We start from the raw sequence: 12,561 nt of genomic DNA on the forward strand, positions 1-12,561 counted from the left end.
GCGTTTCTTTATTACAGGTACAGACACCTCTGTCGGGAAGACAGTGGTTTCCCGTGCGCTGTTGCAGGCACTTGCTGCCAGAGGCAAAAGCGTGGCCGGGTATAAGCCTGTGGCGAAGGGCAGCAAAGAGACGCCGGACGGTTTACGTAACAAAGATGCGCTGGTGTTGCAGAGCGTCTCCACGCTGGCGTTACCTTATGAGGCTGTCAACCCCATCGCCTTAAGCGAAGACGAGAGCAGCGTGGCGCATAGCTGCCCGATCAACTACGGTCTGCTGTCCGATGGTTTGCAGCGTCTGGCCGCGCAGGTCGAACACGTGGTGGTTGAAGGCACCGGCGGCTGGCGCAGCCTGATGAACGACCTGCGGCCGCTCTCCGAGTGGGTGGTTCAGGAGCAGCTCCCAGTGCTGATGGTGGTGGGGATCCAGGAGGGGTGCATCAACCATGCGCTACTGACAGCCCAGGCGATCGCCAATGACGGTTTACCGCTGATTGGCTGGGTGGCCAATCGGATCAACCCCGGTCTGGCGCACTACGCCGAAATCATCGATGTCCTCAGCAAAAAGCTGCCGGCGCCGCTGATCGGCGAGCTGCCTTATCTGCCGCGCGCCGAACAGCGTGAGCTGAGCCGCTACGTCGACTTAGACATGCTCGGCAACGTGATGGCGATAGATCGAATCCCGGCGTAACGTCCGCGACAGCACAGACGACACGACGCAGGTTATCAGCAGGCCGGGCAGCAGCGTATACTGCCCGGTCATCTCGCAAATCATCAGGGTTGACATGATCGGCGCATGGGTCGTGGCGGCCAGAAACGCCGCCATGCCGGTCAGACCCATCATGATGGCCATTTCTTCACTTCCCGGCAGCCACAGCCTGCTGAAGCAGGCAAACAGCATGCCCATCGCCAGGCCGACAAACAGCGTCGGGGTGAAGACCCCGCCAGGCGCGCCGGAGCCGCTGCTGGCCAGCACCGCCAGCAGTTTGCAGATAAATACGCCCACCAGCAGCGCACCGGACGGCGGCAGCAGCAAATAGCTTTGCACTACGCTGTAGCCGTTGCCCCATACTGCCGGGGTGATGAGCGATAAGCCGCCGACAATCAGCCCGCCCAGCGCCAGCTGCCACGGCGGCGCCAGCTTCAGTTTAACGAACCCGCGGTGGCTGTAGTCCATCAGCCAGATAAACAGCGGCCCGCACAGCCCGGCCAGCAGGCCAGTCGCCAGCATTAAGCCATAGTGCAGGGCGCTGAGGTTCTGCTGTAACACGACGTGATACAGCGGCGCGGCGCCGCCATTAAGAAACTGCGTCAACAGCAGGGCGATCACCGCCGAGATCACCACCGGCCCAAGCGAGGCCAGCATCAGCGTGCCAAAGAGAATTTCAGCAATAAACAGGCTGCCGGCCAGCGGGGCATGATAAGCGCTGGCCATCCCGGCAGCCGCGCCGCAGGCGACCCATAGCTTCCATTCACTCTGCGGCGTGAAGCGACGGGCAAACAGCGAGGCCGCCAGCGCGGCCAGCAGGATCATGGCGCCTTCCCGGCCAATCGCGCTGCCGGTCACCACGACCAGCAATGACGCCAGCGATTTCACCAGGCTTGCCGGCGTATCGAAACAGCCGTCGCCGGTCTCCAGGGCTTCCATATAATCGGTGGCGGCATGCGGACGCGCGACGCTGCGTCGTTGCCAGAGCCAGAGTAAGGTTCCCGCCGTCAGGCCGCCCAGCGCGGGGGTAACCAGCCGACGCCACGCCGGCAGCGACTGTGCGGCGTTGACCAGGCTCCCGCTGTCATTACTGAGCAACAGCGTTTCCAGAACCACCATAGCGTGGCGAAACAGCGCCACCGCCAGGGCGGCGAGAAGGCCAATCAGGGTGGCGATCAGCAGGCGGCGAAACATCACCTGCACATCAGGATAGGGATGAAGACGATGCATTAGTCACGGCGAGGTTCAGAAAACATTGGCTTATTGTGATAGGGAATAACCTTAGATGCAAAAGCGATAAGTGCGGGTGAAAGGCTGGAAAGCGGCAAAATAAAACCGCGCCGGATACCGGCGCGGCGAAGGGTTAACGATAGAGCGGTTTTTGCGCCACGGCGATCGGCAGATTCTCCTGCCACTGCGCCAGAGTCGCCTGCGCCAGCTGACCCAGCGCCTGATAGAAGGGGTGGGCGGCATGGTCGACAAAGACGCTCAGGAAACGCCCGGACCACGGCAGCAGGTGCCAGGCCAGCAGCTGGGCAAACAACGCATCCTGCTCCGTTTCGCACAACCATGCCGCCAGGAGTAGCACGGTGCCGAAATGATCTTCCGGTTCGTTGCCATCGGCCTCCAGCGCGATACCGTTCTCGCGCATCCACTGGCGCAGAGCCAGCGTGGAATCGCCAAACAGCACAGACTCTTTATCCAGCCAGACAGAGCCCCAGGGCGGCGCCGGCAGGGCCCATGGCCCGATAAACAGGCGCTGCCAGGCTTCCGGCAACGTTTCTTCAGCCGATGCGGCAAACCCTGACGCCAGCGGGGCTGCGACCGGGAAGGGCCACTGCTGCTGCCAGCTCCCGTCCTGGAAGGCGGCGACCAGCGGCGCATTTTCCGCACTATTCGGCGCATAAGAGAACAGAGCGCCCAGGGTGCGGGCGCTTAACGCGACGGCGTCGCGATTTGGGATCGGCATCATCACTTATTCCTTTCTGCGGCGCGCGCCTGCGCGCCGTCTCATTAACCGGCAACCGCCATACCGACGGTCATATGCAGACCATAAAACAGGCCGCGGCCAATACATTCGGCGATCAAGACCAGCAGCAGGCCGATCAGCAGCCCCGTAGCGCGCGGCGGCTGGCGGCGGATCAGCGGACATAGCCAGCAGCCGAGGCCCAGCGCCAGCAGTACCAGGCGTAGCGCCTGGAGTTTGCCGTAATCTGGCAGCAGGGTGGCCGCCTGCTGAACCGAGCTGTGAAGGGTACTGAGCCCGGCGCTTTGCATAATGATAACTGCGGCGCTGATGACCAGCGCGGCCACGCTCAGTCCGGCAAAAAACCAGCCGTTAAAGTCGACTTTCGCCAGCCGCAGCAGCAGGGCGGCAAACAGCGGCCCGCTGAGGAGCACCGTCAGAAAGAACGCGCTGGTGGTGTAGCCATTGTACCATGTTGGCACGGTATTGATTTGGTAAACCCGGGTCATTGCGAGGACAAACAGCAGCCCTAACAGCATGGCGATCGCCAGCCAGACTTTACCCAGCGTCGCCGGCATTTTTTCCAGCACCGCCAGCAGCCACCAGAATCCGCCCACGGCGAAGAACAGAGCGCCGCTGGCGATTTCGTTGCTCAGCGCCGAGGCGCCGATGCGGTTCAGCGAGTTAAACGCGCGCAGCGGTGAACCGAGATGCATCACCGAAGCAAGAAAACCAATGCCCATCAACAGCCAGATAAAAACATATTGCGCACCAGCCGCCGCCGGGCTTCCCGTTGGTCCCCCAGCGCCAGCCAGCCAAGACCGCTGACGATGGTCGCGCCGACCACGCACTGACCCAGCACCGTAAACAGCACCAGCGGCCATTCATGCCATCCGTTTCCCATCTCACACCTCCTTCGGGTTCGCCAGGTAACCGGTGGTATCGCCACACGGCCGGGCATTGGCGTTAGGTTTGATAACGATACTCGGCCGGGTAAAGTGCGCCGACGGCAGCGGCGCTACCGCGGCCAGCTGGCCGTGCTTAGCGCGCAGTTCGGCAATCGGCCCGAAATCCAACGCCCGCAGCGGGCAGGACTCGACGCAGATCGGCTTTTTCCCCTCGGCGACACGCTCGTGACAGCCATCGCACTTGGTCATATGGCCTTTGTCGGCATTGTACTGCGGGGCGCCGTACGGGCAGGCCATATGGCAGTAGCGGCAGCCAATGCATACCTCTTCGTTGACCACCACAAAACCGTCTTCGCGCTTATGCATCGCGCCGCTCGGACAGACCTTGGTGCAGGCCGGATCTTCACAGTGGTTACAGGCGATGGAGAGGTAATAGGCAAACACGTTCTGCTGCCAGACGCCGTTGTCCTCCTGCCAGTCGCCGCCGGCATACTCATAGATCCGGCGGAAGCTGACCTCCGGAGTCAGGTTCTTGTAGTCCTTACAGGCCAGCTCGCAGGTTTTGCATCCGGTACAGCGAGCGGAGTCGATAAAGAATCCATATTGCGTGCTCATGGTTTACTCCTTAAACCTTCTCGATATCGACCAGGTTGGTATGCTGTGGATTCCCCTTCGCCAGCGGTGACGGGCGGTGGGTGGTCAGGGTATTCATGCAGGCGCCATGGTCGATCCGATCTCCGGTCATATTGGCGTCGTGCCAGGCGCCCTGGCCCATCGCCGAGACCCCCGGCATGATGCGTGGCGTCACTTTCGCCGGAAGACGGACTTCGCCGCGCTGATTAAAAACGCGCACCATATCGCCGTTTTTAATCCCGCGTTTTTCCGCGTCAAGCGGATTGATCCATACTTCCTGGCGACAGGCCGCTTGTAATACATCAACGTTGCCGTAGCTGGAATGGGTGCGCGCTTTATAGTGGAAACCAAACAGCTGCAGCGGATACTGGCTGCGCAGCGGATCGTCCCAGCCTTCAAATGTGGAGGCGTAGACCGGCAGCGGGCTGATAACTTCGTCTTTCTCCAGCTGCCAGCGGGCGGCAATCTCTGCGAGTCGGCTGGAGTAGATTTCAATTTTGCCGGACGGGGTTTTGAGCGGATGCGCTTCAGGATCGCGCCGGAAGTCGCGATAGGCGACGAAGTGGCCGTTCGGGTCTTTGCGCTTGTAGATGCCCATTCGCTTCAGATCCTCGTAGGCCGGCAGCGCCGGATCTTTCGCCACCATTTTGGCGTACAGATACTGCAGCCACTGTTCCTGGGTACGCCCCTCGGTAAAACGTTGATGCACGTCGTCGCCGGGCCGTTTCGCCACTTCGCTTAGGATCCAGTAAATCGGTTTGCGTTCGAACTTCGCTGAGGTGGCGGGCTGAATAAAAATCAGATAGCCCATATTGCCGGCGTAATCGTTAGGAATGATATCCTCCTGCTCAACGGTCATCAGGTCGGGCAGCAGCAGGTCGGCGTATTTCGCCGACGAGGTCATAAAGTTGTCGATAACCACAATGGTTTCGCACTTGCTTTCATCCTGCAGAATTTCGTGGGTCTTATTGATGTCGGAGTGCTGGTTGATGAGGGTGTTGCCCGCGTAGTTCCACAGGAACTTGATCGGCACATCCAGCTTCTCTTTTCCGCGTACGCCATCGCGGCTGGCGGTCATCTCTGGACCGCGCGCGATGGCGTCGGTCCAGGTAAAGCAGGAGATGGCGGTCTTCACCGGGTTTTCCAGCACCGGCAGGCGCTCAATGGTGATGGTGTAGGTTGATTCGCGGGCGCCGCTATTGCCGCCGTTGATGCCGACGTTGCCGGTTAAGATCGGCAGCATGGCGATCGCCCGGGCGGTGAGTTCGCCGTTGGCCTGGCGCTGGGGCCCCCAGCCCTGGCAAATGTAGGCCGGCTTGCTCATGCCGATTTCGCGCGCCAGCTTAATGATGCGCTCGGTGGGGATACCGGTAATACGCGAGGCCCACTGCGGCGTTTTAGCGATCCCGTCGTCGCCCTCGCCGAGGATATAGGCTTTGTAATGACCATTCGCCGGCGCCCCGGCCGGGAGCGTTTTCTCGTCGTAGCCAACGCAGTATTTATCAAGGAAAGGCTGGTCCACCAGATCTTCGTTAATCAACACCCAGGCGATACCGGCCACCAGCGCGGCGTCGGTGCCGGGGCGAATGGGGATCCACTCATCTTCCCGACCGGCGGCGGTATCGGTGTAGCGCGGATCGATGACGATCATTCGCGCGTTAGAGCGCTCGCGGGCCTGCTCCAGATACCAGGTAATGCCGCCGCCGCTCATCCGGGTCTCCGCCGGATTGTTGCCGAACATCACTACCAGCTTGCTGTTTTCAATATCCGAGGTGCTGTTGCCGTCGTTACTGCCGTAGGTGTAGGGCATGGCGCAGGCAATCTGCGCAGTACTGTAGGTACCGTACTGGTTAAGCGAGCCGCCGTAGCAGTTCATTAAACGCGCCACCGGCGACGCGGAAGGCGACGAACGGGTGATGTTGCCGCCGACGATCCCTGAAGAGTAGTTAATGTATACGGCTTCGTTGCCATACTGCGCTACCACGCTCTTCAGGCGGTCGGCGAGGGTATCCAGCGCCTCCTGCCAGCTGATGCGGACAAATTTGCCTTCTCCGCGCTTGCCGACGCGCTTCATGGGATAGTTAAGGCGATCCGGATGATTGATGCGCCGGCGAATCGAACGCCCGCGCAGGCAGGCGCGGACCTGATGGTCGCCGTAGCGGTCGTCGCCGGTGTTATCCGTTTCGACGTAAACCACTTCATCATCACGCACGTGCAGCCGCAGGGCGCAGCGGCTGCCGCAGTTAACCGAGCAGGCGCCCCAGACAATGCGGGTTGTGTCGCCTGTAGCCTGTTGTACCGCCGCCGCGGCGCGGCGCAGCGTAAAGGGCAGGGTCAGCCCGCCGGCGGCCAGCGCCAGGGAGCCGAGGGCTGTAGATTTTAGTAGCGCGCGTCGGCTGACGCCGCCGGGAGATTCCTGATTCGACATTGCTCACTCCATGATAGTTATGCTGTGCGGAGAAGGACCGCCACGTCATTAACAGACGCAGGGGTGAGCGATAATACGTTATGGGTAGCCAGTAGACCTTATCCCTGGTCAATGCAGGGATAAGATCTTTCATTTGAAACCGAAGAGGGCTTACTGAGCATCGTTTTCGGCGGGACTGTCGCTGTTACGCGTATAGGTGATTTTGAAGGTGTCGTTGGCGCAATGACCGACCACCTGAACCCCGGGCTGGTCTGCCTGATCGTTTGGCACAATGGCCAGGCTGAAGGCGGTTTCCGGTACGCCATTGTTGATGATCTTCTGCTGGATGTCGCTTTTGACCCGTTCACAGGAGTCGGGAGCCGCCAGTACGGCCGTGGAGCACAGCAGTAGCGCAGCGCCGGTGCAGAGGGATAGTTTCATCTTACGCTCCTTATCGATGTTATCCAGATTTAAGCATAGCAGAACTGGTGTAAACAATTGTATTTGCTAATATGATCGGATGTACACAAAAGGAATCGTCTGTGAAAAGATTGTATTGGCTGATCCCGGCAGCGCTGCTGCTGACGGCATGCGACCGTAAAAGCGCCCCGGACGCCTTCACCCCGGAGATGGCGAGTTTTTCCAATGAGTTTGAGTTTGATCCCCTGCGCGGGCCGGTGAAAGATTTTAGCCAGACGCTGCTGGATGAACACGATGTGGTGGTCAAGAAGGTGAGCGCTCAGCTCTCCAGGGAAGGGTGTTTCGATCTGCTGACCCTGGAAGATGTGGAGAACAAAACCGGCGCCACGCTGCTGCTGGACGCCAACTATTACGTCGACGGGCGCACCCACGAGAAGCGGCTGCGCCTGCAGGGCAAGTGTCAGCTGGCGGAGATGCCTGCCGCCGGGGTGAGTTGGGAGACGGATGATAACGGTTTTATTATCAACGCACGCGGCAAAGAGACCACCGCCACCTACCGCTATGACAGCGATGGCTATCCGCTGGGAAAAACCACCACCGCCAAAGAGGAGCGATTTACCGTCGCCTCAACGCCGTCAAAGGATCCGCGTAAGAAATTGGACTATACCGCCATCAGCACCTTCAACGATCGCACGCTGGGCACGGTGCGTCAGACCTGCGACTACGACGATCACGACAATCCGCTGAGCTGTGAGCTGCAGGTGGTCGATGAAAGCGTCCAGCCGCCGCTGACCCGCCACTACACCATTAAAAACCGTATCGATTATTACTGAGCCGTCGGCTTCAGCAGGGACGGCCCGGGCGTTTTGTGCTCGGCCAGATACTGGTGCTGGAACAGGCACATGCGGATGGTGTTGCGGTACTCGCCGTTAATGAAAAACTCATGGATCAGTTCACCCTCGACCATAAAGCCGAGCTTACGGTAAATATGGATCGCTTTTTCATTCTCTTTATCAACGATTAAATACAGCTTATACAGATTGAGCACGGTAAAGCCATAGTCCATCGCCAGGCGTGCGGCGCGGGTGGCGAGACCTTTTCCCTGGAAGTCGGGGGAGATGATGATCTGGAACTCGGCCCGGCGGTGCACATGGTTGATTTCAACCAGCTCCACCAGTCCGGCTTTATCGCCATTGCATTCGATGACAAAGCGGCGCTCGCTTTGATCGTGAATATGTTTGTCGTACAGATCGGAGAGCTCAACGAAGGCCTCGTACGGCTCTTCAAACCAGTAGCGCATGACGCTGGCGTTGTTATCGAGCTGGTGGACGAAGCGCAAATCTTCGCGCTCAAGCGGGCGGAGTTTGACGTGTAGCGCGTCGGTCATGGAGATTCCTGTGGTCAAAACGGAAAGGGATTACAGAAAGGCGGCGCCCGCAGGCGCCAGCGTGGTCAGGGAGCGGCTCAGGGATTGATCGCGCGGCCGGTGCGACGGTCAAGACAGCGCAGGGTGTTTGGCTCCCAATAGGCATTGACGTTGGCGCTCTTCTGGCAGTTATCCTGCGCGTCGAAAGCGACATCGGCTTTATCCCACTCTTTTTCCGCCCGTTTGTTCACCTTCTGGCGCAGGCTGCGGGTGTCGTTCCATTGCTCTTTTTCCATCGACGCCTGCTGACGGCTCTGCGCGCTGTCGCCAGATTCAATCACCAGCCGGTCGGTGGCGGCATAGGAGCTGGAGGTGTAGACCACAGCGCTTAACGCCAGAATGGCGGTCAGGCACCAGCGTTTGTTCAGTGTCATGTTCATCACGATTTCCTTTAAGTGATGGGTTAACCCTCAGGTTCAGTTTACTACAGCTCTTTTGTCGGGCATAGCCGGCAAAACAGCGTGGGGCAGAGGCCATTATCGCGTAGAATGGTTCAACGCTTTGTCTCTTTTACGAATCTTTTAATGCTCAAAACAACGCTGCTGTTCTTTGCTACCGCTCTGTGTGAAATCGTCGGCTGTTATCTACCGTGGCTATGGCTCAAGCGCGGGGCAACGCCGCTGCTGCTGATCCCCACCGCCCTGGCGCTGGCGCTATTCGTCTGGCTCCTGACGCTCCATCCGGCCGCCAGCGGGCGGGTATATGCCGCCTACGGTGGGGTGTACGTTTGTACCGCATTGCTCTGGCTGCGGGTCGTTGATGGGGTCAAATTAACCCATTATGACTGGGCGGGCGCGGCCATCGCCCTGTGCGGCATGCTAATCATCGTGGCGGGGTGGGGACGGGCCTAAGCCCGTCATGTGTGATCCCTGCCGCTTTTTTCAACCCTAATTCTTGTATGGTAGTCGACCTGTTGCCTTACTTATCAGACATCCTATTTCATATGACTCTGTAAGGAACAACGATGGCTATCGAGACTCTTGCCGCCCGGACCGGGGCGACGCCGTTACGCATCCGTCGGGTGCAGAAGATCACCCTGACGCTGCTGTTTATCGCCGGTATCGTCAACTTTCTTGACCGCTCTTCGCTGAGCGTCGCCGGGGAGGCGATACGCGCCGACCTGGGCCTTAGCGCCACCGAGTTCGGGGTGCTGCTCTCCGCCTTTTCGCTCTCCTACGGCTTCGCGCAACTGCCCTCCGGTATTTTGTTGGATCGCCTGGGGCCACGGATTGTGCTGGGCGCCGGGCTGATTTTCTGGTCCGCAATGCAGGCCCTGACCGGGATGGTCAATTCGTTCTCGCATTTTATTCTGCTGCGCATTGGCCTCGGGATCGGCGAAGCGCCGTTTATGCCAGCCGGCGTGAAATCGATCAACGACTGGTATGCGCAAAGAGAGCGCGGCACGGCGGTGGGAATATTCAACTCCTCGACGGTGCTGGGCCAGGCTATCGCCCCGCCGGCCCTGGTCATCATGCAGTTGGCCTGGGGTTGGCGAACGATGTTTGTGGTGATTGGTTTAGCCGGGATCGTGGTCGGCCTGTGCTGGTATGTGGGCTACCGTAACCGTCGGCAGTTTACCCTGCAGGAGGAGGAGCAGCAGTATCTGGCCAGTGAGGAGGCGGCCCGCCCGGCGCTGAAGTTTAGCGAATGGCTGGCTCTGTTTAAACGGCGGACTACCTGGGGGATGATCCTCGGCTTTTCCGGTGTGAACTACACCGGCTGGCTGTATATCGCCTGGTTACCCGGCTATTTGCAGGCGCAGCAGGGGTTAAGCCTGGCCCGTACCGGCTGGGTGGCGGCGATCCCGTTTCTTGCCGCGGCGGTGGGGATGTGGGTCAACGGCCTGGTGGTCGATGCCCTGGCGCGCAGAGGCTACGATCAGGCGAAAACCCGCAAAACGGCGATTGTTATCGGTCTGGTGCTGTCGGCGCTGGGCACCTTGCTGGTGGTGCAATCGTCCACGCCAGCCCAGGCGGTGGCTTTTATCTCCATGGCGCTGTTTTGCGTTCATTTTGCCGGGACGTCCGCCTGGGGGCTGGTGCAGGTAATGGTGGCGGAGCATAAAGTGGCTTCGGTGGCGGCGATCCAGAACTTCGGCAGCTTTGTGTTTGCCTCCTTCGCGCCGATCGTGACCGGCTGGGTAGTGGATACGACTCACTCTTTCAATCTGGCGCTGGTGATCGCCGCCGGGGTGACCTTTGCCGGGGCGCTGTGCTACTTCTTTATCGTCAAAACTCGCATCGATTAACAACGCTCGGCGATTCGTCAACAGCAGGCCCGCAGGGACGCGCGGCCGCCATGTTCTTCTCCTGCGCTATCCTGTCACTGCGGCGATTGCAGCCACGTGCCCCGTGCTTTATCAGGTGAGATCTTCTTGTATGGTAGTTGACAGAAATCAAAGATGTTATACCAATTGCGTGAGATGGTTGAGGCACAAAGGCATTCTCCTCGAGAGTTCTCCCCGAGAATGGTTGATGGGCTACATAACAACGAGAGTCATCATGGAAAACACCCTCTTAACCGCTAACGCCACGCTGCCGACCTACGATCGCAGCGCACTGATCCCCCGTATCGTTCATCTTGGTTTTGGCGCGTTTCATCGCGCTCATCAGGCTGTGTATGCCGATATACTGGCCAGCGAGCACGGCAGCGACTGGGGCTACACCGAAGTTAATCTGATTGGCGGCGAGCAGCAGATCGCCGATCTCCAGCAGCAGGATCTGCTGTATACCGTCGCCGAAATGTCCGCCGACGCCTGGACCGCGCGCGTGGTTGGTGTGGTGAAGCAGGCGCTGCACGCCGGGGTTGATGGTCTCGAAGCGGTGCTGGCGGCGATGTGTCAGCCACAGGTGGCCATTGTCTCCCTGACGATTACTGAGAAAGGCTATTGCCATTCGCCAGCCAGCGGCGAACTGCAGCTCGATCACCCGCTGATCGCCGCCGATCTGCATAACCCGCACCAGCCAAAATCGGCGGCGGGGGTAGTGGTGGAGGCCTTATCTCGCCGCCGGGCGGCCGGCCTGCCTGCTTTTACCGTGATGTCCTGCGATAACATGCCGGAAAATGGTCACGTGATGCGCAACGTCGTCTGCGCCTACGCCCGGGCTTTAGACGAGGATCTTGCCGCATGGATAGAGCAGAATGTCACCTTTCCGTCGACGATGGTGGACCGGATTGTCCCGGCGGTGACTGCCGAAACCCTCGATAAAATTACCCAGCTGACCGGGGTGCGCGACCCGGCCGGGGTGGCCTGCGAACCTTTCCGTCAGTGGGTGATTGAGGATAACTTTGTTGCCGGACGTCCGCAGTGGGAGAAAGCGGGAGCGGAACTGGTCGCCGACGTGGTGCCTTTCGAAGAGATGAAGCTGAGAATGCTCAATGGTAGCCATTCGTTCCTCGCTTATCTCGGCTATCTGGCCGGTTATCAGCATATCAACGACTGTATGCAGGACGATAACTACCGTCGCGCGGCGCTGTCGTTGATGCTGGACGAACAGGCACCAACGCTGAAGGTGCAGGGGGTGGATCTGTCACGCTATGCCAGTTTGCTGATTGACCGTTACTGCAATCCGGCGCTGAAGCACCGCACCTGGCAGATAGCCATGGACGGCAGCCAGAAGTTGCCCCAGCGCATGCTGGACTCCATACGCTGGCATCTGGTGCATCAGCGTGATTTTACACTGCTGGCGCTGGGCGTGGCAGGGTGGATGCGTTACGTTGGCGGCGTTGACGATGCGGGCCAGTCAATCGAGATATGCGACCCGTTGTTGCCGGTTATCCAGCAAGCGGTGGCTGCCAGCGCCGATGGCGAAGCGCGAGTCAAAGCGCTGCTGGGTATTGAGGCTATTTTCGGCGTCGAACTGCCGCAGGAGTCACGCTTTGTCACGGCGGTGACCCGCGCCTACTTAGCGCTGCAGCGGCAGGGGGCTAAAGCTACCGTCGCCGCGTGGGCCGCCGCGCAATAATCTTTTTCCGGTGTCGGTCCCGGGGTCGACACCGGCTCTTCAGTTATTTCTACGATACTCCGCTGATGTCTATTTTTTGCTAGCGATCGGTTTTAGCAGACGCAGAATATGATCGAACGCAATGTCTATA

14 protein-coding genes and 1 other annotated feature are annotated in these 12,561 nt (G+C 59.6%); of the genes, 5 read left to right on the forward strand and 9 right to left on the reverse strand.

From position 1 onward, the window contains the following. Positions 1–91: 91 nt before the first annotated feature. Positions 92–688 carry a dithiobiotin synthetase gene (locus tag KPHS_24860; protein ID YP_005226786.1) on the forward strand — a complete coding sequence of 199 codons (597 nt, stop codon included), beginning with the start codon at positions 92–94 and terminating at the stop codon, positions 686–688. Here KPHS_24860 and KPHS_24870 read toward each other — a convergent pair. From KPHS_24870 to KPHS_24930, 7 genes are all read right to left on the reverse strand, one after another. Then, positions 641–1,936 (reverse strand): putative voltage-gated ClC-type chloride channel ClcB, encoded by a 1,296-nt coding sequence (locus KPHS_24870; protein ID YP_005226787.1) that lies wholly within the window; start codon positions 1,934–1,936, stop codon positions 641–643. The two genes, KPHS_24860 and KPHS_24870, sit on opposite strands and share 48 nt — an antisense overlap. Before the next feature lie 133 nt (positions 1,937–2,069). After that, positions 2,070–2,678: a putative dimethyl sulfoxide reductase component gene (locus tag KPHS_24880; RefSeq protein ID YP_005226788.1), complete on the reverse strand. Its 609-nt coding sequence runs from the start codon at positions 2,676–2,678 to the stop codon at positions 2,070–2,072. Between the two features lie 41 nt (positions 2,679–2,719). Beyond that, on the reverse strand, positions 2,720–3,415 hold the full coding sequence (locus KPHS_24890) for a putative dimethyl sulfoxide reductase, anchor subunit (protein ID YP_005226789.1): 696 nt from the start codon (positions 3,413–3,415) through the stop codon (positions 2,720–2,722). Continuing rightward, positions 2,720–3,576, reverse strand: a sequence feature (potential frameshift: common BLAST hit: gi|152970130|ref|YP_001335239.1| putative dimethyl sulfoxide reductase, anchor subunit). It overlaps the preceding gene by 696 nt. Next, positions 3,415–3,576, reverse strand: coding sequence for a putative dimethyl sulfoxide reductase, anchor subunit (locus KPHS_24900; protein YP_005226790.1), 162 nt, complete (start codon positions 3,574–3,576; stop codon positions 3,415–3,417). Its footprint overlaps the feature before it by 162 nt. Before KPHS_24900 ends, KPHS_24890 begins: the two co-directional genes overlap by 1 nt. A gap of 1 nt (position 3,577) precedes the next feature. Beyond that, positions 3,578–4,195 (reverse strand): anaerobic dimethyl sulfoxide reductase subunit B, encoded by a 618-nt coding sequence (locus tag KPHS_24910; protein ID YP_005226791.1) that lies wholly within the window; start codon positions 4,193–4,195, stop codon positions 3,578–3,580. A gap of 10 nt (positions 4,196–4,205) precedes the next feature. Further along, positions 4,206–6,641 (reverse strand): putative dimethyl sulfoxide reductase, major subunit, encoded by a 2,436-nt coding sequence (locus KPHS_24920; RefSeq protein YP_005226792.1) that lies wholly within the window; start codon positions 6,639–6,641, stop codon positions 4,206–4,208. A gap of 150 nt (positions 6,642–6,791) precedes the next feature. Next, positions 6,792–7,061, reverse strand: coding sequence for a DUF1161 domain-containing protein (locus KPHS_24930; RefSeq protein ID YP_005226793.1), 270 nt, complete (start codon positions 7,059–7,061; stop codon positions 6,792–6,794). A 101-nt stretch (positions 7,062–7,162) separates the two neighbouring features. Between KPHS_24930 and KPHS_24940 the strand changes: the two genes are divergently transcribed. Further along, entirely contained in the window at positions 7,163–7,873 is a 711-nt protein-coding gene (locus KPHS_24940; RefSeq protein YP_005226794.1) for a YnfC family lipoprotein, read from the forward strand. Here KPHS_24940 and KPHS_24950 read toward each other — a convergent pair. Then, on the reverse strand, positions 7,867–8,427 hold the full coding sequence (locus tag KPHS_24950; protein ID YP_005226795.1) for a spermidine N1-acetyltransferase: 561 nt from the start codon (positions 8,425–8,427) through the stop codon (positions 7,867–7,869). The genes KPHS_24940 and KPHS_24950 overlap by 7 nt on opposite strands. A gap of 77 nt (positions 8,428–8,504) precedes the next feature. Continuing rightward, positions 8,505–8,846 (reverse strand): DUF1283 family protein, encoded by a 342-nt coding sequence (locus KPHS_24960; protein ID YP_005226796.1) that lies wholly within the window; start codon positions 8,844–8,846, stop codon positions 8,505–8,507. A gap of 108 nt (positions 8,847–8,954) precedes the next feature. Here KPHS_24960 and KPHS_24970 point away from each other — a divergent pair, with 108 nt between their 5' ends. The 3 genes from KPHS_24970 to KPHS_24990 all read left to right on the forward strand — a co-directional run bounded on the left by KPHS_24970 (position 8,955) and on the right by KPHS_24990 (position 12,431). Then, the gene (locus tag KPHS_24970; protein YP_005226797.1) at positions 8,955–9,317 is read left to right on the forward strand and encodes a YnfA family protein; all 363 of its coding nucleotides are present in this window, start codon (positions 8,955–8,957) and stop codon (positions 9,315–9,317) included. A gap of 113 nt (positions 9,318–9,430) precedes the next feature. Then, positions 9,431–10,714 (forward strand): putative general substrate transporter, encoded by a 1,284-nt coding sequence (locus KPHS_24980; RefSeq protein YP_005226798.1) that lies wholly within the window; start codon positions 9,431–9,433, stop codon positions 10,712–10,714. 253 nt (positions 10,715–10,967) lie between these two features. Continuing rightward, positions 10,968–12,431: a putative mannitol dehydrogenase gene (locus KPHS_24990; protein YP_005226799.1), complete on the forward strand. Its 1,464-nt coding sequence runs from the start codon at positions 10,968–10,970 to the stop codon at positions 12,429–12,431. The last annotated feature ends 130 nt before the right edge of the window (positions 12,432–12,561 follow it).

The sequence above is a fragment of the Klebsiella pneumoniae subsp. pneumoniae HS11286 genome (assembly GCF_000240185.1).
In the GTDB taxonomy this organism is placed as follows: Bacteria; Pseudomonadota; Gammaproteobacteria; order Enterobacterales; family Enterobacteriaceae; genus Klebsiella; species Klebsiella pneumoniae.